Origin of the sequence: Kitasatospora sp. NPDC059722 (assembly GCF_042733235.1) — a bacterium.
Taxonomy (GTDB): Bacteria; Actinomycetota; Actinomycetes; order Streptomycetales; family Streptomycetaceae; genus Kitasatospora.
In genome coordinates, this window is sequence record NZ_JBHWGD010000010.1 from 82812 (window position 1) to 104275 (window position 21464).

The window sequence follows — 21464 nt, forward strand, 5'->3', positions numbered from 1 at the left end:
GGTGGCGGCAGTTCCTGCCGGCCATGCGTCCAGGCTTGCCGACGCACAGCGGTGTCACATCCTCCTGGACGGCCGGAGCCATCCCCTCGCCGGGGGAGACCGGGGGCGTCGATGACGGTCCTGGCCCGCCGCTACGATCTGCTCGGTTCGCTGCGCGAAGGGCGCGGCGCAGGGCGGGGGAGCGGGCGTTGGCCGAGGTGGACGAGGGCGCGGGGCAGAAGTGGTACCAGCGGCCCCGGTTGGTGATTCCGGCTGCCGCGGCGGTGGCGCTGCTGCTCGTCGGCGGCTCGGTGTGGGCGCTGTCCGGTGCGGACGGCGTGACGCCGACGGCCGTGGCGACCGCGAGCGCGAGCCCGACTGCTGTCCCGACTGCCGTCCCGACTGCTGTCCCGACTGTGACGGCCACGGTGGCAGCCACGCCGACGCCGAGTCCGACCGAGGCGCCACCGTCGCCGCAGCCGTCCGCCACGGAGACGGCGACCCCCACGGCGGAACCCACGAGCGACGCTCCGGCCCCCGCCGCGAAGAAGCCGACGAGCACCCCGGCAGCGCACCCCAGGACGGCCGACACCCCCGCACCGAAGCCGAAGCCCCAGGACCCGAAGCCCCCGGCCGCCCAGGACCCCCACACCATCCCGCCCGTGCCCTGCACCGTCTGCTCGACGACCCCGCAGCCCGGCTCTGGCGACTGCTACCCGCGCGGGGCCGCCCAGGTCATGGTCTGCGGCCCGGTCCAGACCGGCATCCCGATCCCGCGCCCCCCGGCTCCGACGTTCACACCGGGCTCCGTGCACTGAGACGGGAACTCGGGGGCGAGAGCACGGTTCGCGCCAAGCATGGTTTGCATCGAACTCTCGATCTGAATTCCTTCCGATCGAGCCATCGCCGTTTAACTCAATTAGATCCGCCCTCGCCCCATCAGCGATGCGCAATTGAGTTAGTCAATTTTCCTCCCAGGTCCTCCAGGAAACCCCAGAGATCACAAGAGATAATGTACACCCCATGCCCTCCGGCTTCCATCCCCGGCGCACCGCAGCCATGTTGCCGGTGGGCAGGGCGGTGAATTTGTGATCATCCTCGATTACCATGACGTGCCCTCGGGAAGTGCCCGGCCCGGTCGGGACATCAACGCCATCCGAGCGCCGCGCTAGACCGCGGACCGAATTGGCCTGTGATCCATATTTAAAAGTTTGCAAATGGAGAGGCCTCGTTGAAATACCAACCGAGGCCTCTCCATTACATTGCGCGCCACCCGGCATCATCTGCGCGGATCATAAGCCACCCGTAGCTCCATTAGGGGATCGGGCCTCTGGCGATAGCCTATGCCGCGGGTCACATGAACAGGTCTCCGAGTGACCCTTGACCGAGCCGCCGCAGTTGTGCACAAGTATCGGCGCAGTGCCCGCCAGCACATAGTACGTGTGGAGGTCAGTGGCGGAGAGGTTGTGGGTGACCGTCTCGGTGGCGCCCCAGCCTCGAGGGCCATCGGCCCTTAAGTCTGGGCTGTTAAGTCAGCAGCTGCCGGGCGCCCGTCATATCGCCACCCAGCACGTTTACGTACTCGCCGGAGCCTTGAATCAGCCTTTAGGTCGAACTGGCATAACAGTCCAAATACCTTTAGGGGCTTCGATCGACCAGTAGTCCATCGAGGCCCCAAAAGGCACCCTTCATCAAACGGCGACTTCGACTGGCATATCAAACTCGCGCAGAATGTTTGGCCGATTCATGGCGCCCGGGAATTCCTTAATTAGCCGAGCTGCACCTCGCGGCGCAGGATGTCGGACGAAATCCCGCCCTCGTACCAGCCGCCAATGTCTTGCATTTGCCGAATCGATAGATTGAATGCAATGCGATATTCATTCAAAATGGCAAGTGATCGCTCCTGGAACTCCCCGTGGTTCTCGCGCATGTACTCGGCAATCTGAACAATATCCATCCCAAGTTCAGATAGGTTCCGCAACTCCGAAATCCAGTCGTTCTGTGTCATGCTCTATGGCCTCCAGAATTGTGCCGAAACCGCCGCATAGTCGCCATCCAGGCTTGGTATTGCGCGCGTTATTCTCGCGCTAGTGAAGCCATATTCGGCGGCCCGCTGCCCGGTCCACGTGGATCTCGCCGCCGACTTCAAGGGCGTCCCGCCGGCCACCAGCGAATTGAACGCCTTCAAGTTGTCTCCGTATGACCAGTTTCCCTCGATGCTCTGAACTCGATCGCCAAAATGATCCATCACCATGCCAAACATTTGCTTACCAGAAAGCGGCGAGCCCGGGAGTCTATCCATTCCCAGTGTCAACTTTCCCTGATCGTCTAGCAGCGCAATGGTCATCGAGCCGCTGTCAGAATGGGCGATGGTTATTGAGTTGTCGGCGTGCTCGACCGTGACACCTTCTGGAAGGTTGTCGCCACAGTTATGCACAAGGACCGGCGTCGAGCCTGCCAGCACATAGTATGTGTGGAGGTTCGCGACGGTCAGGTTGTGGGCGGCCTGGGGTGCTGTGATGTAGGTGCGGGTTGCGAGCAGGACGACCAGGCCATGGTCCGGGGTTTCGAGTTGGTGGCCGACCTCCAGGTCCTGGGCGTCGGCCCAGGTCTTGGCCGTTTCGTCCCAGTACGGGTGGTGGGCGGTGGAGACCAGAGTCGTGTTTGCCTGCGGGGAAGTCTTCCCCGTGGAGGTGGAGAGGGTCAGTTCGGTGAACTGGGTGTCGTCGGGGGTGACGATTTTGGCGGTGACCGGTTCGGGTGAGGTCTTGCCGGTCTGAGGGTCGGTGGCCGTGACGGTATCGTCGGGCTTGATGTCGCCGATGGCCTTGGTGGTTCCGTCGGCCATCAGTACTGGTGTATCGGGTGGGAAGCTGTTCTTACAGGGGCCGCTTGCTCCTTCGAATCTCTCGCCGACCTTGTGCGCTACCATTGCTATAAGGATCAAGCCAGTGATTTCTCCGGCCGTGTACTCGCCCTGGCCGTTTTTGACCTGGTCGACCATCTGCCTGGCGGTGTCGAGCAGTCCCATGTCGTTCTTGATTGCCGCCACAACCGGGACTGAATTGAAAACATCGACAGCGAACGACTTACAAGCCTTCCCGTCCCCGGTCACGCAACCCTTGGCGTCCTTGTATGACTGGGTAACGCTCTCGACGGCACCCTTGACGGCGTGTTTGAAGCCCTTGTAGAACTCGCTCTCGTCGTGGATGACCGCCATGGGCTTCGATACACCGGGGTGCTTGGTGATCTGGGCCTTGACCCACTGGTTGGTGACGTTCTGGGTGTCGTCCTTGAAGGTTTCGTAGTACCGGCGCTGGACGTCGCTCTGGACGTAGCTGCTGGTTTCGGCGGTATTGTTGAGGGTGATGGTGCCGCCGTGGCAGTCGTACAGCTGGCCGCATTCCTCGGCCTTGAGGCCGCTGGGGTCGCTGAGGTTCTGCGGGTCGTTGTTGCTGTAGGCGTAGGCGTTCCACTGTTGCGGGTCGCCCGTGTCGAGCAGAGGGTCCGGGTTGAGGAAGCGGCCGGTGGTTGGCTGGTATTCGCGAGCGCCGAGGTTGGTCAGACCCGTCGCGTCGTCCTTGGTGCCGCCGACGAAGCCGTGGTCGCCGGCCCAGGTGGTGGGCTGGGTTCCGCGGGGGTTGCCGAACGGGTCGGACGGGCGGCGGGATTCGGCGAGGGTGGTGCCGTCCAGGGCCAGGTTGCCGGTGCCGTGCGGGTCGGCGATCTGGTAGGTGCTGGTGCCTCCCTGGCGGACCAGGGTCACGCCTCCGGGGATCTGGTAGTAGCGGACGCCGGTGACGGTGCTGCCGTTGTAGACGAGTTCGTCGCCGCCCAGGTTGATGGTGGTCTTGCCGGGGTCGCGGCGGATGAGCTGGTTGCCGGACGCGTCGTACAGGTAGGTGGTCGGTCCGGCGGTGCCGGTCTTGGCGTAGGAGGCGAGTTTGTCTTCGCCGTTCCACGTCAGGGCGGCGGTGCCGGAGGTGTCGGTGACGGCGGTGGTGTTGCCCGCCGCGTCGTACTGGGCGCTGGAGGCGCTGGTGCCGTTCGGCGAGGTGGTGTTGGTGGTGGTCAGGGCGTGCGGACCGCCGGTTCCGCCACCGGTGTTGGGCGCGGTGGTGGGGGTGTTGACGGTGCCGGTGGCCGGGAAGGTCTGGTTGGTGGTGGTGTCCTTGGTGGTGTCACCGGACGGGTCGTGCTGGACGAGCTGGGTGCGGTTGCCCGTGAGGTCGTAGCCGTAGCTCTGCCAGTACGCGGCAGGCCCCCCGACGGTGGTCTTCAGCGGGGCCTGGACGCCGCTGGTCGGCGTTGAGTTGGCGCAGGAGCCGATGCCTCCCACCGTCGGCTGCGGAGCCTGGGTGAGCGTGCCGGTGTCGGTCCAGGAGTTGGTGAGCCGGCCGAGGTAGTCGTAGTTGAAGCACTGGAGGTCGGTGGACGACGGGATGTTGTTCGGGATGTTGCGGACCGCCGTCATCCGCCCGGCGGCGTTGTAGGCGTACGTGACCTGCTGGACAGCGCCGGTGGCGGCGGTCTGCTTGTCGACGAACTGCGACAGCGGGCGGCCGGTGGACTCGTCGTAGGTGTTGGTCACGACGATCTGGGTGCCCCACGGATTCACCGTGGCGCGGGTGCTGCGCCCGTAGGCGTCCCAGTCCGAGGACACGTCATAGGTCGCGCCGCCGAAGGCACCGAAGCTGCTCAGCAGACCGTTGGTCTCGTAGGTGTAGTTGATCGTCTCCTGGGCGATGTCGCCGACAGCCGAGCGGTTGTCGGCGGCGACGGCGCCGGTGATCGGGTCGAATCTCGCCTGGTAGGTGTAGGTGAACGGGGTGGTGCCCTGGCCGATCTCGGTGCCGGGGATCGTGATGGTGGTCTTGGTCGGGTGGTAGGCGGTGTCGTAGGACAGGACCGAACTGGTGTAGGCGCTGCCGGAGGCGCCACCCACGTAGCGGGTCGACGTGGCGGGCAGGCCCGGGAGGACCGTGTCGTAGGTGGAGCCGGTCAGCTGGTTGGCCGGTGCGACCGAACCGGCGTAGGAGCCGGTCGGGCGGCCGAGCAGGTCGTACGTGTAGGCGACGGTCTGGCCGCGTGCGTCCGCGGTGGAGGCGAGCCGGCCATCGGTGTCGTAGGTCTTGGTGCTGGTCCCGGTGTCCGGGTCGGTGGCGGTGACCTCACGGCCGCGCAGGTCGTACCCGCGGGTCCAGGTGTTTCCGGCCGCGTCCTTGTGCGAGGCGAGCTGGCCGGCCGCCGTGTAGGAGTACGAGGTGACGTCCGCGTCGGCCGGGTTTCCGGTGGCGGTCGCCGTCTTGTACTGCCACAGCTGGGCGGTGTGTCCGTGTACGTCGGTGACGACGGACGTGGGCGTCGTGCCTGCCGGCGGAGTGGTATCGGTCCGGTCCGCACCGGGGTACGCCGTAGTGGTGGTGTTCTGGGTCACGCCGTAGGCGACGAACTGTTGCGTCACCGGGCGGCCGAGCCCGTCGTAGACGTTGTACGTCTGGGCCGGGACCTTCTGCGTCGTGGTCTGGAACAGCGTGGTGGAAGGCGCCGAGTCGTTGTTGTACCAGGGGCTGTTGGACCTGGTGACACGGCCCTGCGAGTCGTACACGGTGTCGGTGATCAACCGGCCGGTGTAGGCCGAATGAGCCGGGGTCGACTGGGTCTGAACCACCCTGCCCATGCCGTCCATGATCTGGATGCCGACGGCGTACGACTTCCCGTTCGCCAGCAGCGTGGAGCTGGTCACGGTCGGCGGTACGGCGTTGCCGTTGACCATGCCCGGCGTCGAATACGCGACTGTGGCGCTGGCGCTGGCCGTGGTCGCGCGCCCGGGGGCCCAGACGCTGGTGACCCGTCCGAGGGCGTCGTAGGCCTTGGTAGCCGCGCGGCCGTTCGGGTCGGTGGTCTTTATGGTGAGGGCGCGGGCCGTATCCAGCGTGGTCGTGGTGGTGCGACCGGTGGCGGTGTCACTGGCGCCGGCCGGGGCCGGGGTGGTGACGCTGACGGTGCCCGGCAGCTCACCGGCGGTCGACGCGGTGTACGCGGTTGTCGTGGTGGCGCCACCCGGGTGCGCGCTGTCGGTGGCGTCGGGGTCGGTCACGCTGACCAGTCGGCCGTAGCCGTCATAGGCCTGGTTCACCGAAGTGAACTGGGCGTTGCCCGAGGCGTCGTAGTGGTCGAGCGCGAACGTCGTCGTCGCGTCGTGCGCCGTGCCCAGCTGGCCGACGCCCTGACCGTCGTAGGCCGTCCTGGCCCAGGAGACGGTGTTGGCAGCCGTCGGTGTAGCGGTGCAGGCGTTGCTGCCCGAGACCGCGATCACCTCGGACGGGAGCACCTGGACCTGCGGGTCGGAGCCGGCCGCGTAGTTGGTGCGGGCGCAGATGTCCGGCAGGCCGTCGGCGGTCTCCAGCGAGGTCAGGAGCCGGTTCCCGTGCGCCGGATCGCTCGTGACGGTCTTGGCGACCGTCCCCCACGTGCCGTCGGACTTCAACGACCGGGAGGTGGTGACCGCGCCGGTGAAGTTGTAGCGGGCCGTGAGCGCAGGCATGCTGCTGCCCTGGCTGTGCGTCGCCGTGGGCACAGGACCACTGGAGGTGCTGACCGAGTAGCCGACGACGCTGCCGCCGGCCTGCGCGTAGGTGTCGGACTCCAGGGTCTCGCCGGAGAGCCAGTCGGAGTCGGTGACCTGACCGCTCATCGGGCCCGCGACCGAGACACTGCGTGTGGTTCCGCTTGCGAGGACGTCACCGTCCATGCCCTGGTAGTAGGTGGTGGAACTCTGGGACTTGGGGCCGTCGTTGCCGCTCCCGGTGATGGCGGTGACGCTCGCGTAGCCGCGGAACTGGTCCCAGGTGCGAGCGTTGTCGCGGGTCGTGGCCGAGTCGTTGCGGTGCCAGGCCGCCTTGCCGTAGCTGTAGCTGGTCACCATCGGCGTCGAGCCCGGGGTGCCAGGGTTCGTAGTGACGGTGGCGACCGGGTACTTCTGGAACCAGTCGTCCACGGGGGTCGCCCCGGCAGCCGAACCCGGCGGGTTCCACTTCACGTTGTAGCAGGAAAGCGTGTCACTGTCGGCGGAGGCCGGCATGACGTTGTTCACCCGAGAGCAGTCGGCGGGAGCGTAGTTGACGCCGATGGTCCCGCCGGTCTCCGTGGTGATCATCTGGATGCGCGGCCGGTTGTAGGCTGGCGGTGCGGGCACCAGGTTCGTGCCGTCCACCCGGTTGGGCAGCAACATCGGAGTGAAGGACACCGGCTGCAGCGGGACCGGCGTCCCGGAGGCCTGGGTGTCCTGACCGGTGCGCTGGACCGAGGCCAGCCACGGAACCTTCGTATTCTCGGTCGGGTTCTGCGCGTTGACGAACGTGTGGTTCAGCGCGTACGAGTCGACCGTCTGGTAGGTGCCGTTGACCCGGACCTGGGTGACGATCGACGACAGCCACTTGGTGGTCCAGAACGTCGGCCCGTAGTTGGTGCACCCGCTGGTGGCGTCGCACTGCTGGTCGAGCGGGACGTCCGGCCAGTTCGGCGCGTTGGCCGCGGTGCGTTGTGACGGGTCGCAGACCCCGCTGGAGGGATCGCACCGCTCGGCGGTATTGAAGACGATCTTCGCGGCGGGGTTGTACGTGCCGCCGTTGTTCAGCTGGTCCGACAGCAGCTGGCCGTAGCCGATCGAAGAGGGCACGCCACTACGGGTGTAGACGGTGCTGGTCCCGTTCCCCTGACCGCCGCCGAGTGAGTAGTAGTTCGTCTCGGGGGTGTAGGTGTTGGTGACCAGGTTGCCGTGCGGGTCGACCGTGAAATCGAGGTTCCAGCGCCACGCGGTCTGGCACCACGAGCCCTGGCCCTTGGCCGGGTCGTAGCACGGGTCCCCGCTGTTGGGGGAGAAGACCGGGACGGTCCACGCCGAGCCGCTGTCCGCGCCGAGCGTGGTCGGGTTGCCGTTCGCGTCCGGGACGTGGTTCAGGCCGAAGTAGTACACCGTGCCACCGGTGTCGGTGACCTTGATGTAGGAACCGTTCCAGGTGCCGTTGGTCGCGCCGGTCAGGAACTGGATCTTCGTGCCGTCGTCGTTCTTGAGCCGCCAGGTGCAGGCGGCCTGCTCCATCGCGGCGGGCGCGCCGGACTGGCAGGACGCGTCGTCCGGCACCAGCTGGCCGGAGTGGCCGCCCAGCGACAGGGCCATGTTGGCGCCGCCCCAGCACTGGTCGCCGGAGCCTGCGATCCCGTCCAGCGAACAGGGCTTGAAGGACCGCTCGACGAAGCCCGGGCTGTAGTCCCAGCCGTCACCGATCCAGGAAGCCTGCGAGTTCGTCGACGAGGTCTTGCCGTCCACCGACGACGAGTCGTACGACAGCGCCACCTTCGGACCCGAGCCCGCCAGCGCCGGCGGCGCCTGGATCGGATAGCCGTACGTGAACGCGCCCGACGCCGCGCCGCCGGTCCAGGCCTGCGAGGGCGCGAGCGGGGTCGCCGCGTAGGTGCCCGCGCCGCTGGAGGAGCCCGACACCACGGCGACCGTGGTCGACGTCGTGGTGTCGCCGGCGTACACGGCCCGGACCGCGCCGTCGGCCACGGGGGCCGAGGCCTTGATGGTTGCGGACTTGGCGATTCCCGTCCCGGTCAGCGGGACGTCGGCGACGAGCTTCTTCGTCGCCGGGTCGTAGTGCGAGTCGAGGGGTGTCTGCTTCTGGCAGTCCGGGGACTTCGGCGTCGTCGTCGCGCAGGCCGGCAGGACCACCAGGTGGGCCCGAGCGGCCCAGTCCGCGCCGAACGCCGTGTCCAGGCTCGAGGCATCGACACCCAGGCGTACTGGCGCGTCATCGCCCGCACCAGGACGCGTGAGGGTCAGCGCCACACCCGGAATGCCGGCGGCCGCGGTGGACTTGGCGTCCGCGACGTCGACCTGGATCGTCTGGCCCGCAGCCGACGAGCCCGCCAGCGGCGCGACCGTGACCGGAAGTCCCGAGGCCTTCGCCTCGGCACCGGCCTGCGGACTCTCACCCGCTCCGAGTGCCTTCGCCTCAGGCGCGGTTCCGAGCGTCACCGAGGCGTGGCCACTCGGAAGCGCCTGCAGCCCCTTCGGCGGAGTCCACGTCGGCGGTACCGGGTGCTCCGGCTTCCGGGCCGGGACCGGTGTGACGTTCTGACCGGAGACGGAGGCCGTCTTCGGCAGGGCCGTGTTCGGCGGGGACCACTTGCGCGAGTAGTCCGGCCCGTCCGCCGCTACCGCGAACGGCACGGGGGCCAGGAGCGAACCGAGGACCGCGGCCGTCGTGACGGCCGCGAGCCGGCTCCTCAGCCTGCCCGTTCCGCCCCTTTCCCTCTCAAAACTTGATGGTCGTCTGAATAGCACCTATTTACCCCCACATTTCGGCCCCCGCATTCGGAGGGTCATGTCCTGTATCCGAACCGCCGGATGCTAGCGAGCTGCACTGACATCCGGTCAAGTTGCATCGCGAAGTGAGGACAATCACAGGAGGGTTGAAGGTGACTATTGTGTGGTAAATCCAGACATTCATTCCTGGAAACAATTTGCTGACTCGCCCGACTGCCGTCCACGGTGTGCTGCTGACCTGCGGTGACACAGGTCGTTCCGAACTCGTTGGGGGGAGATTCCCGTCTTGACCAGAAAGCGCCGCCCAAACGGTGCGAAGTCCAGCATGTTGGCCGCAACCGCGGTCCTGGTTCTCACTGCCGCGCTAGCGGGCCCGGTAGGCCCAGCCTTGGCGGACACTCCGCAGGTGCCGCCCCAGGCCGCGATCGATGCCGCGACCGCGAAGATGACGCAGGAGCGCCCGCCCGCGAACGCCACCGAGACGGCGATCGCCCAGGCCAAGGCCACCGGCAAGAACGTCCCGATCGACTCGCTCACCACCGAGTTCAGCGAGACCGTCGCCACCCCCCAGGGTCATCTGGCGCTCACCAGCCACCCGGACCAGCAGCGCGTCAAGCGCAACGGTGCCTGGCAGGGGCTGGACGCCACCCTCGCGGCCAACCAGGACGGCACGTTCTCCCCCAAGTCCGCAGCAGGCCAGCTGACGCTGTCCAAGGGCGGAAACGGGCCGCTGGCCACCATGACCAGCGCGGACGGCAAGAAGCTCGCCCTCACCGCGCCGTTCGCCCTCACCGCACCCACCGTCAGCGGCGACAGCGTGGTCTACCCGTCCGTCGCCCCCGACATCGACCTCAAGGTCACTGCCACCAAGCTCGGCGGCCTCTCGACCGTTCTGGTCGTCAAGACCCAGACCGCCGCCGCCAACCCGGTTCTCAAGAACCTGCACTTCGACACCACGGCCGACGGCGTCACCGTCAGCAGTGACGCCAAGGGCAACATCACCGCCACCGCCGCCGACGGCAAGCCCCGCTGGACCGCGCGCACCCCGCAGATGTGGGACAGCACGACCACACCCGCGGCGCCTGCCCCTTCCGCGGCCCCTGCGGTGAAGGCCGCCATGATGTTCATGGCGGCGCCCGCTGCCGATGGCCCGGCGCCCGCCGATACTCCGGCAGATCCGAGCAAGGCCGGTCCGAACGGCACCGACGCCGGGCCCGGCGCGGGCTCCAAGGTCTCCGAGATGCCGGTCAAGGCCGGCGCCACCGGGATCGACCTCACGCCCGACCAGGACCTCCTGGCCCACGGCACCGCGCCCTACTACATCGACCCCGCCTTCCTGCCCTGGAGCACGTCGGCCAACGCCTGGACCTGGGTCCAGTCGCAGCACGACGGCTCCAACAACTGGCTAGCCCAGGGCAGCAAGGACAGCGACCACCCGGGCGTCGGCGTCTGCGGCACCTACCCCAACGGCGGCAGCTGCATCCCCTCCGACATCGAGCGCAGCTTCTACCAGTTCGACATCAGCGCGCTCGGCGGGACGGTCGTCCACTACGCGACGATGAACCTTCAGGAGTACGTCTCCGCCAACTTCGACTGCGGCACGACGTACAACCTCAACCTGTACGTCACCGGTGCGATCGCCAACGGCACGACCTGGTCCAACCAGCCCTCGGCGACAAGCGGCTCGTTCGGCCCGGTGCCAGTTGGCGGCTCCGGCCACACCGGCTGCTACGACAACGTGCCGTTCGCATTCACCGTCACCGCTGCGCTCCAGCAGAACACCAACAGCGGACAGCTGACCTTCGGCCTCTACGGCGACGAGAGCAACCAGTACGCCTTCAAGCGGTTCACCTACCAGCCGTCGCTGTACGTCGAGTACGACCGCATCCCCAACACCCCGACCAACCCGGCGGTGTGGCCCGCCCCGACGACCGTGGTGCCCGGCGGGGCCAACCAGTCCTGTGGTGACGGCAACGCCAACAACTGGGCCTGGCTCGGCGCCGGCTCCGCCCAGAACAACGCCGTCTGGCTCAACGCCACCGTCACCAGCAACGCCCAGGCCCAGGTCAAGAGCTGGGACCACATCTGGGACTACAACCTCCCTGGCGGCGTCGCGGACGTCTCGCAAGGCGATACCGCATTCGTGAACAGCGGCGGCACCACCAGCTACCAGGTCCCCGCCAATGTCATCCAGAACGGCCACGCCTACGGCTACAGCATCATGGCCACCGACGGCTTGGACGGCGTCCCCTGGTCCGCTGCCACCACGACCTGCTACTTCAAGGTCGACCTCACTCCGCCGACCATCACCTTCCCTACCACCGTCGCCGACACCAGCAAGCAGTTCCCGCCTAGCGGCAACGGCCAGACCCCCCAGATCTACGCCGGCCAGAGCGGCGGCGTCCCCTTCACCGCGACCGACCCTGCCCCCAGTGGCGGCTACTCCTCCGGAGTGGTCTGCCTGCGCTGGAGTTTCGACCCCCAACTCGTCGACGCCACCTGGAAGTGCGGCAGCTCCATGCCGAGCGGCCAGATTCCGGTGACGGCGGGCCGTTGGGGCACCAACATCCTCTATGTCCAGGCCGAGGACAACGCCGGAAACCTGTCCCCGGTTGCGCAGTACGCCTTCTACGCCGCGTGGAACCCGAACAGCCCGAACCCGACCTTCGGCGACGTCACCGGTGACGCCCTGCCCGACATCGTCGCCGCCGACCCCAATGGCGACCTGCGCGCCTACGACATCGGCTACGGCACAAACGCTACTTCGCCCAAGGCCTCGCTCTTCGCGGCGAAGGCGAACTCCCCTGGCCACGACTCCTGGGGAGTGAACTACCGGATCACCCACCGCGGCAGCCTGAGTGGCGGTAAGAACGTCGACGACCTCATCGTCCACAAGGACACGGACACGGTCCTCAACTACTACCAGAACCCCGGCAATAACACCTCGGTCGGCACTATCAACACCCCCATCCAGCTGACCAAGCCCGCCTGCGATCCGACAATCGCCACCTGCAAGGAGTACAACGCCACCGACTGGTCCGGCGTGCTCCGGATCGCCGCCAGCGGCGACCCCAACAGCACCAACCTGGACACGAGCAAGAACTTCCAGAACCGCACCGGTCTGTTTACCACCGAGACCAACGGCACTGACGCCGCGCTCTGGTTCTACCCCACCATCAGCAACGGCATCTTCGGCTCCCCGGTCGAGCTCGCCAGCACCGGCTGGCAGGGCTGGGACCTGATCTCACCTGGTGACTGGGCCGGCCTGGGCCACCCTGGACTGTGGGCACGCAACCAGAGCACAGGCGAACTGCGCGCCTACACGTTCACCGCCAAGACAGTCACCGTCGCCGACGAATTCGGAAGTTCGCCCTCCTCCTACGCCACCATCACCGGGATCAACCCGCCAACTACGATCGGCAGGGATGTCACCAGCAAGAACTGGCCCGTCATCGGCTCGGACGGTGACCTCACCGGAAGCGGTTCTCCCACCCTCTGGGGTATCACCCCGAACGGCGTCATCCAGATCTGGACCGGCCAGTTGACGTCCGTCGCAGGGACCCCCTCCTACACCTGGAACCCCGGCCCCGCCAGCGTCCTGAGCATCTACTCCGACAATGGCCCGATCGCCTTCGCCGCCCAGACCGGCAAGTGCATGGATGTCAGCGGCGCGCGCTCCGCCCCGGGCACGGCCGTCCAACTCTGGGACTGCAACGCCAGCAACGCGCAGTGGACGTTCAAGCCTGACGGCACCCTGCGCATCCTCGGCGGCTGCCTGGACGCCACCCAGAACGGAACCGCCAACGGAACCCCGCTCGAAATCTGGACCTGTGGCAACGGATCCCCGAACCAGATCTTCCAGCCCCGGGCCGACGGCACCCTGTTCAACCCCGTCTCCGGCCGCTGCGTCGACGTCCCCGGTGGCACGACGACCAACGGCGCTCGGCTCGAACTATGGGACTGCAACCCCATCGGCACCCCTCCCAGTGGTGCCCAGAAGTGGGTACTGCCCGCACGGAACAGCTGAGGTCGTTCAGGCAGGGGATCCCGAGAGCCGTGGTCCCCTGAGGAAATGAGTCGATTGAATGCGGCGGCTCCACCGGATCGAGTCCGATGGAGCCGCCGCTGCTTTTCCAGCGGACAGATCGGCCCGGTCGGCACGACTGCCAGACCCGGCAACCTTGCGTTGACCTCGGCAGGGGGTGCGGCTATGGGCTCGCGCAGGAAGTCGGTGGGGGCGACTCTCGGCGCGTGCTGTGCAGTCGGTGTGGTGTCGCTTGATTGTGGAGTGCGCCGACCGTCGGCTCGGAGGGCGGTGTCGGCGCTCGTGGTCGTGCCTTCCTGTGGGATCGCACCTCCGTGGACGAAGGGCGGCCCGGCTGGCTGGCTCGGGGGCGGACGGTCAGATGTGTCCGTCGGTGGTGGTGGCGTCGGTCCAGTGGGTGGCTTCGAGGACGGCGGAGGCGGCCTGGGCTGGTGTCAGGTCGGTGGTGTCGACGGTGATGTCGGAGATCCCGGCCGCTTCCAGGACGAGGTGGAGTTCCTCGGCCCGCCGCAGGTGCCAGGGCAGGGAGGCCGTGTCGTGATCGGTTTCGTGCCGTGTCCGCAGTCGGGTGTGGACGGTGGCGAGGTCTGCGGTCAGGCGGCACACCCTCAGCGGCATGCCCAGGGCCTCCTGATAGGCGTTCCGTTCGGCGGTGTTCTCGGCGACGCCGGCCAGCACGAGGCGCTGGGCGCCCGCCGCGCGGTAGTTGCCGGCGACCGCCCGCAGGTTGGCGAGCAGGAGACGGTGCTGGAACGGGTCTCCGTCGGGGGCGGGCCACGCCTGGCAGAGCCGGTCGAGGTCGATGACCGCGTGCGGCACGCCCCTGTCGGCCAGCAGGTCACCCAGCAGATCGGCGGTGGCGGTCTTGCCCACACCGACCGTGCCCGTCAGGAGCAGGGCTTCCTGTCGGGCGGAGCGGGTGGGGAGGTTGTGGTCGTGGGTCATGCGGTTTCCAAGCGGTGCGGGCCCGTTCGGGGGCGTGGTCAGTGGGCGGGCTCGGACATCGTTGAACTGGGAGTCCGTGCACCACACCCTGCCAACGTTCGCCCGATTCGACCACGAATTATGTGCTCCGCCCGGTCATGCCGTGATCGGCTTCGGCCGGGACGGTGGCGGCGGGGGAGCACAGGAAGTCGGTGGGGTCGACTTCTTGTGGGTGGCGGCTTGGGTGCGGCAGTGGGTGAGGACGGGTTTGATGCGGGAGTCGGGGGTGTGGGTGGTGGTGAGGAGTTCGCCGGTGTCGGCCTTGGCGGGCCAGGGGCGTGGAACCGGCGCGGGAGACGAGTATGGCGAAGTTCCTCAGGGGGCGGATGAGGGAGCGCGAGGGTAGTGCGCGCTCACGCTGTGCGTGCGAATGATTGCTTTCTGGTGTTAGTCGGTGGGGCCGCAGAGGTACGGTGACGCCAGATCGGCGTGTGGGTGTGCGGTGCACAACTGGGGGCAGTGATGACGCAGCGGAAGGCCAGGGCGGCGACGGCGAGCTCCGCGGTCATGTTCGGCGAGGAGGTCCGCTTCGCCCGCGATGCGGCGGGCTACCGGCAGGAGGACGTGGGCAAGCTCCTGCACTGCGACCGGACGGTGATCTCGCGGACCGAGGGTGGGAAGCGCAAACCTTCGCCTGAGGAGGTCGAGGAGCTCGATCGGCTGTACGGCACGGGCGACTTGCTGAAGCGGCTGTACGGGCGGGTCGACTGGACGGCTCAGGTCGAGCATCCGGATTGGTTCCAAGGTCACGTCGACATGGAAGCCGAAGCTGTGGCCGCGAGGATCTTCCAGCTGGCGGTGATCCACGGGCTGTTGCAGTGCCGCGTGTATGCGGAGGCTGTGTTTGCCATTAGCGACGCAGCCGGAAAGCCCAAGGTGATCGAGGAGCGGACAGCGGCTCGATTGGCGAGGCAGAAGCGGTTCCTTGGCCCGGATGGGCCACTTCTTCAGGTGATCCTGGATGAGAGTGCGATTCGAACTGTTTTTGGTGGACCAGGGGTCATGCGACGCCAGATGCAACATTTGCTGGCTGTTGCGCGACTCCCCAACGTGGTCATCCAAGTCGCGCCATTCGAGTGTCGACAGGCCATCATCGACAAGTCCATGGTGATGTTGGAGATGCCTGACGGTCGGACCTGCGTGTACTCCGAGAGCCTAGATCGCGGGCATAGCAGTGATGATCCGGCGATCGTGGCGGCGCATCGTCGTAGCTATGATCTGGCTCACGGGGCGGCATTGCCGGTGGCCGACTCGCTCGCGCTGATCGCGGATGCGCTGAAAGGGTTCAAGGATGACGAGGACCGAGCTCGATACGACTGTCTGGCGCAAGAGCAGCTACAGCGGAGGCAACGGGGGCGACTGCATCGAGGTGGCCCCCGGGTTCCCCGGCCTCGTCCCCGTGCGTGACTCCAAGGACCCCCAGGGCCCTGCCCTCGTTTTCCCGGCCGCTGCGTGGGAAGCCTTCGTGACGGCCGTCCGTGAGGGCGACTTTCCCATGTAGGACTTTGGGGGCAGGCCGTGTTGACGTGGCGGAAGAGCAGCTACAGCGGAACCAACGGCGGCGACTGCATCGAGGTGGCAACCGAGGGCCCCGGTGGTGTGCCGGTCCGTGACTCCAAGGACCCGCAGGGGCCGGTGCTCGTCTTCCCGGCCCTCGCTTGGGCTTCCTTCCTCTCCGGGCTTCAGGCTGGTGACTTCTCGGAGTTGTAGCTCCGTCACTTCCTTGTGTTGGCGCGGCGGGTGGGCTCTGCCGTCGTCGGGTCCTCCGGCCAGGGGTGGCGGGGGTAGCGGCCCCTTAGGTCTGAGCGGACGGCGTGGTAGCCGGTTTGCCAGAAGGACGCCAGGTCTCCTGTGACTGCTGCGGGGCGGCCCGCTGGGGAGAGCAGGTGGATGGTCAGTGGGACGCGGCCTCCGGCCAGGGCGGGCGTGGCCGTCCAGCCGAAGAGTTCTTGCAACTTGACGGCCAGTACTGGGCGTTCGTCGCTGTAGTCGACTCGGATCTTGGAGCCGGACGGGACCGTGATGCGCTCGGGGGCGAGCTCGTCCAGGCGGCCTGCCTCCCCGGTGGCCCAGGGGAGTAGGCGCTGGAGGGCAGACGTCGTATCGATCCTCGCGAGGTCGGATCGGCGGCGGGCGCGGGAGAGTTCGGGTTCCAGCCACTCCTCGGCGCGTTCCAGGAGCGAGGCATCGGAGACGTCGGGCCAGGGCGCGCCGATTGCCGTGTGCAGGAAGGCCAGGCGTTCGCGTAGGCCGGGGGACGGAAAGGTCAGGAGCGCGCTGACGCCCTCTCGGGTCAGGCCTTCCAGGACGGCGGTGCGGACCAGCAGCGGGTCGGGGCGGTCCAAGGGGGACGAGGAAAGCTCGATCGCGCCCAGGGAATCGAGCCGGCGGGAGACTACCTCGCTTCGTCGGGTGTCCCAGTGGACTTCCTCAGCGGTCGTGAGCAGTGGCGCTCCCGCGAGGCGGGCGGTGTCCTCGTCGAGTGCTGCGGCGTGCAGGATGCGCGCCGAGTGTGAGCCTGCCGGGCGGTCGGCGACGGCCACGGCCAGCCAGGGCAGCGCGCCCAGCGTCGTGCCGGGGGCCAGCTCGGCGGCCGTTCCGGAGGCCATCAGGTAGGGGCTGCGCTCGCCGGGTGCCGGCTTCTCGACCCGCGCGCGGGCGATCCGCTCGGGGAAGGCGAGAGCCACGACCAGGCCCACGGCGGTCGTGTCGGGAAGCCGAGTGACGGGTTCGTCGCCCGCAGCGCGCTCCAAGCGGCGGACTTCGTCGCGCCAGCGGCCGGCGTAGGGGTCCTTGGACGAGCGGACCGTCCGCCACACCGCGCCCAGGTCGTCGCCCAGTGCCCGCGGCGGCTCCTCGGACAGCAGCGCGACCACCTCGGCCGCACGCTTCGCACCGACTGCGGGGGCACCGTCGACCAGCGCGCGCCCCAACCGGGGGTGCAGCCCCGTCCGGGCCAGCCGGACGCCGCGCGCCGTCGCCCGGCCGTCCACGTCCACGGCGCCCAACGCCTGGAGCGTCTGCCGGGCGGCGGCCATCGCGCCCGCCGGGGGCCGGTCGGGCAGGGCGAGGCCCGTGGCGTCCGGGTCGCCCCAGCAGGCGGCCTGCAGAGCGAACGGGGTGAGGTCGGCGAGCGCGATCTCGGGTGTCGGGAAGCGCGCGGCCAGCGCGTCCTCGGCCTCCGCCCAACACCGGTAGACGGTGCCCGGAGCCTCGCGCCCCGCGCGGCCCGCGCGCTGGCGGGCGGCGGCGAGCGAGGCGCGGACGGTGACGAGGGCGGCCAGGCCGCGGGCGTGGTCGGTGCGCGGTTCGCGGGCGAGTCCGGCGTCAACGACAACGCGGACGCCGGGCACGGTGAGCGAGGACTCGGCGACGGCGGTGGCCAGGACGACCCGGCGGCGTTCCCCGACGGAGAGCGCGGCATCCTGGACGGCCTGCGGGGCCCGGCCATGCAGTTGCAGGACGTCCACGGACAGGCCGCCCAACTGCCCTGCCACGCGCGCGATCTCGCCGACGCCGGGCAGGAAGCAGAGCACGTCCCCCTCCTGCTCGCTTAGCGCCCGCCGCACCACCGCCGCGACGTGGTCGAGCAGCGCCGGGTCGACCCGCGTGCCGTGCGCCGGCCGGACGGCGCGCGGCGGCGGTGCCCACACGACGTCGACCGGGTGTGAGACGCCGTGCGCCTCCACCACCGGTGCGCCGCCGAGGAGTTCGGCCCAGGCTTCGGTGTCCGAGGTGGCCGAGGCGCAGACCAGCCGCAACTCCGGCCGCAGCGCCGCCCGGACGTCGAGCAGGAACGCGAGCGCGGTGTCGGCGTCGAGGTGCCGCTCGTGGCACTCGTCCAGGACGACCACGTCCACGCCCGGCAGCTCCTGGTCGCGCTGAAGCCGTTGCAGCAGCACGCCGGTGGTGACGACCTCCACGACCGTCGAGGGCCCGACGCGACGCTCCCCGCGTACGGTGTAGCCGACTTCGCGGCCCACGGACGAGCCGAGCAGCCAGGCCATCCGCCGGGCCGCGGCCCGCACCGCGAGCCGCCGCGGCTCGGCGACGAGCACGCGTCGAGAAGGACCGGAACCGAGCAGCCCCGCCAGCGCCAGCGGCACCAGCGTCGTCTTGCCGGTGCCGGGCGGCGCCGCGAGGACGGCGGTGCCGTGCCCGTCCAGCGCGCGGTGGAGGGCGGGCAGGGCGGTGCGGACCGGGAGTTCCCGCCACGAAGGATGCAAAGTCAGCCCCGCTCGGCCACGAAGATCGCGGTGCCGGGGATCAGCCGCCCGCGCAGCGGGGACCAGCCGCCCCACTCCTGCTCCAGGCCGGCCGGCCACTCCGGCTCGACCAGGTCCAGCAACCGGAAGCCGGCGCCCACGAGTTCGCGGACCCGGTCGCCGGTCGTGCGGTGGTGCTCGACGTAGCTGGCGCGCCCCTGCTCGTCCTCCTCGACGTACGGGGTGCGGTCGAAGTAGGAGGCGGTCGCGGTGAGGCCCTCGACGCCCGGCTCGTCGGGGAAGGCCCAGCGGATCGGGTGGGTCACCGAGAACACCCAGCGCCCGCCGGGCCGCAGCACCCGGTGCACCTCGCGCATCAGGCGCGCGGTGTCGGCGCTGAACGGCACGGCGCCGTAGGCGGAGCAGACGATGTCGAAGGAGCCGTCGGCGAAGGGCAGCACGGCGGCGTCGGCCTGGACGACCGGGACGGGCGCGTCGCCGCGGCCGAGGTCGATCCGGCGGGAGTGCTGGAGCTGGCGGAAGGAGATGTCCAGGGCGACCGGCCGCGCGCCCCGGCCGGCGAGCCAGCGCGAGCACTGGGCGGCGCCGGCGCCGAGCTCCAGGACGTCCTTTCCGGCCACCTCGCCGAGCAGCCGGGCGTCGGCCTCGTCCAGGCCTTCCGGGCACCAGGTGAAGCGGTCGTCGCCGAGGAACTCGCCGTGCTCGTCCTGGTACTCGTCCGCGTTGCGGTCCCACCAGTGCCGGCTGGCGCGGCTGCTCTCACCGGCTCCGGCCTGGCGCCTTACCGCGTCGTCGCCGTCGTCGTCAAGATCGTTGAGCTCGGACTGGGGGGTGGTGGCCACGGTGATAATGCCCATCGCGTAGGGTGTGGTGTGCGGAAGCGCCGCTGCCGCGAGCCGGCCCGAGAGGGCTCGGATCCAGGCGGTGGCATCCGGGGAGTAGGGCCCCTGCGGGCGCCGCCGTCAGGCGCGCAATCGGAGGATATGGCCTGATCCGTACCAGGCTCCACCGTCTTGCCGCTCTTGGCGTTGACCGTGCCTGGCCGTCCCCGTATGCTACAAGTTGCGCTGCGGGCCTGCGCGCCTCGGACGGAGCAGGTCGCGCTCGCATCTGTCGAAGACCCCACGGTCGCAAGACGGACGCCGGTTCTCGTTGTCTACGGGAAGGCCGGTGCGCCGTGTTCTTGGCTGTCCGGCTTTCGGTGGGAGCGATACGGGCCCTCCGCGTGGCATTACCTACGACTTTCATGTCCGTACCGGAGCCCTTTTCCTAATGACGAGCCCCACCGACTCCTCCCTCAGCACCACCCCGCAGGTCGCGGTCAACGACATCGGCGACGCGGAGGCCTTCCTCGCCGCCATCGACGAGACCATCAAGTACTTCAACGATGGCGACATCGTCGAGGGCGTCATCGTGAAGGTCGACCGTGACGAGGTCCTCCTCGACATCGGTTACAAGACCGAGGGCGTCATCCCGTCCCGCGAGCTCTCGATCAAGCACGACGTTGACCCGCACGAGGTCGTCGCCGTCGGTGACAACATCGAGGCCCTGGTTCTCCAGAAGGAGGACAAGGAGGGTCGTCTCATCCTGTCCAAGAAGCGCGCTCAGTACGAGCGTGCCTGGGGCACGATCGAGAAGATCAAGGAAGAGGACGGCATCGTCACCGGTACCGTCATCGAGGTCGTCAAGGGTGGTCTCATCCTCGACATCGGCCTCCGCGGCTTCCTCCCGGCCTCGCTCGTCGAGATGCGCCGCGTCCGCGACCTCCAGCCCTACGTGGGCAAGGAGCTCGAGGCCAAGATCATCGAGCTGGACAAGAACCGCAACAACGTGGTCCTGTCCCGCCGTGCCTGGCTGGAGCAGACCCAGAGCGAGGTCCGCCAGACCTTCCTCACCACCCTCCAGAAGGGTCAGGTGCGCTCCGGCGTCGTCTCCTCGATCGTCAACTTCGGTGCCTTCGTGGACCTGGGTGGCGTCGACGGCCTGGTGCACGTCTCCGAGCTGTCCTGGAAGCACATCGACCACCCGTCCGAGGTCGTCGAGGTCGGCCAGGAGGTCACCGTCGAGGTTCTCGACGTTGACATGGACCGCGAGCGCGTCTCCCTGTCGCTGAAGGCGACCCAGGAGGACCCGTGGCAGCAGTTCGCCCGCACGCACCAGATCGGCCAGGTCGTCCCCGGCAAGGTCACCAAGCTGGTTCCGTTCGGTGCGTTCGTCCGCGTGGACGAGGGCATCGAGGGTCTGGTCCACATCTCCGAGCTGGCCGAGCGCCACGTCGAGATCCCGGAGCAGGTCGTCCAGGTCGGCGACGAGATCTTCGTCAAGGTCATCGACATCGACCTCGAGCGTCGTCGCATCAGCCTGTCGCTCAAGCAGGCCAACGAGGCCCTGGGTGCCAACCCGGCCGAGGTCGAGTTCGACCCGACCCTGTACGGCATGGCCGCCTCGTACGACGACCAGGGCAACTACATCTACCCGGAGGGCTTCGACCCCGAGGCGAACGACTGGCTGCCCGGCTTCGAGAAGCAGCGTGAGGAGTGGGAGCGCCAGTACGCCGAGGCGCAGGCCCGCTTCGAGCAGCACCAGGCCCAGGTCATCAAGAGCCGCGAGGCCGACGCCGAGGCCGCTGCCGAGGGTGGCGACGCGGTTGCCGCCGCCGCCGGTGGCTCCTACTCGTCCAGCAGCGACGAGGGCTCGGGCGCCCTGGCCTCCGACGAGGCCCTGGCCGCCCTGCGCGAGAAGCTGGCCGGCGGCCAGAGCTGAGGCTCTCGCTTCCCGCTGGCGACTAGCTAGGGGAGGGGGGGGGCGCCCGGCCCCCGGCCCGCGCGCGGGGGCCCGGCGGCGGGGCGGGGTGTGATGAGGGCGGGGTGGGGGAGTGTGCTGTAGAGTGGCGGTG

11 protein-coding genes are annotated in these 21464 nt (G+C 68.6%); 6 read left to right on the forward strand and 5 right to left on the reverse strand.

Features of this window, described 5'->3' with window-relative positions:
• Positions 1-188 precede the first annotated feature (188 nt).
• Positions 189-797 (forward strand): hypothetical protein, encoded by a 609-nt coding sequence (locus ACFV4F_RS08870; protein WP_380501109.1) that lies wholly within the window; start codon positions 189-191, stop codon positions 795-797.
• A 950-nt stretch (positions 798-1747) separates the two neighbouring features.
• Here the strand turns inward: ACFV4F_RS08870 and ACFV4F_RS08875 are convergent.
• Positions 1748-1987, reverse strand: a complete 240-nt coding sequence (locus ACFV4F_RS08875; protein ID WP_380501111.1) for a hypothetical protein — start codon at positions 1985-1987, stop codon at positions 1748-1750.
• 3 nt (positions 1988-1990) lie between these two features.
• The gene (locus ACFV4F_RS08880) at positions 1991-9217 is read right to left on the reverse strand and encodes an RHS repeat-associated core domain-containing protein (RefSeq protein ID WP_380501113.1); all 7227 of its coding nucleotides are present in this window, start codon (positions 9215-9217) and stop codon (positions 1991-1993) included.
• 502 nt (positions 9218-9719) lie between these two features.
• Between ACFV4F_RS08880 and ACFV4F_RS08885 the strand changes: the two genes are divergently transcribed.
• Positions 9720-13340 carry a ricin-type beta-trefoil lectin domain protein gene (locus tag ACFV4F_RS08885; protein WP_380501115.1) on the forward strand — a complete coding sequence of 1207 codons (3621 nt, stop codon included), beginning with the start codon at positions 9720-9722 and terminating at the stop codon, positions 13338-13340.
• 375 nt (positions 13341-13715) lie between these two features.
• On the opposite strand, the gene ACFV4F_RS08890 is transcribed toward ACFV4F_RS08885, so the two are convergent.
• Positions 13716-14303 (reverse strand): hypothetical protein, encoded by a 588-nt coding sequence (locus ACFV4F_RS08890; RefSeq protein ID WP_380501117.1) that lies wholly within the window; start codon positions 14301-14303, stop codon positions 13716-13718.
• A gap of 501 nt (positions 14304-14804) precedes the next feature.
• Here ACFV4F_RS08890 and ACFV4F_RS08895 point away from each other — a divergent pair.
• The 3 genes from ACFV4F_RS08895 to ACFV4F_RS08905 are packed head-to-tail and all read left to right on the forward strand — an operon-like array spanning position 14805 to position 16052.
• Complete coding sequence (locus ACFV4F_RS08895) at positions 14805-15749, forward strand: helix-turn-helix domain-containing protein (protein ID WP_380501119.1); 945 nt, start codon at positions 14805-14807, stop codon at positions 15747-15749.
• Complete coding sequence (locus tag ACFV4F_RS08900) at positions 15712-15843, forward strand: DUF397 domain-containing protein (RefSeq protein WP_380501121.1); 132 nt, start codon at positions 15712-15714, stop codon at positions 15841-15843. The genes ACFV4F_RS08895 and ACFV4F_RS08900 overlap by 38 nt, the downstream gene beginning before the upstream one ends.
• Before the next feature lie 17 nt (positions 15844-15860).
• Positions 15861-16052, forward strand: a complete 192-nt coding sequence (locus tag ACFV4F_RS08905; protein ID WP_380501123.1) for a DUF397 domain-containing protein — start codon at positions 15861-15863, stop codon at positions 16050-16052.
• A gap of 5 nt (positions 16053-16057) precedes the next feature.
• Here the strand turns inward: ACFV4F_RS08905 and hrpB are convergent, their stop codons facing one another.
• Both hrpB and ACFV4F_RS08915 read right to left on the reverse strand, forming a co-directional pair.
• Entirely contained in the window at positions 16058-18568 is a 2511-nt protein-coding gene (gene hrpB / locus ACFV4F_RS08910) for an ATP-dependent helicase HrpB (protein WP_380501125.1), read from the reverse strand.
• Between the two features lie 2 nt (positions 18569-18570).
• Positions 18571-19425 carry a class I SAM-dependent methyltransferase gene (locus ACFV4F_RS08915; RefSeq protein ID WP_380501127.1) on the reverse strand — a complete coding sequence of 285 codons (855 nt, stop codon included), beginning with the start codon at positions 19423-19425 and terminating at the stop codon, positions 18571-18573.
• Between the two features lie 415 nt (positions 19426-19840).
• Between ACFV4F_RS08915 and rpsA the strand changes: the two genes are divergently transcribed.
• Positions 19841-21331 carry a 30S ribosomal protein S1 gene (gene rpsA / locus ACFV4F_RS08920; protein WP_218202410.1) on the forward strand — a complete coding sequence of 497 codons (1491 nt, stop codon included), beginning with the start codon at positions 19841-19843 and terminating at the stop codon, positions 21329-21331.
• Positions 21332-21464 lie beyond the last annotated feature (133 nt).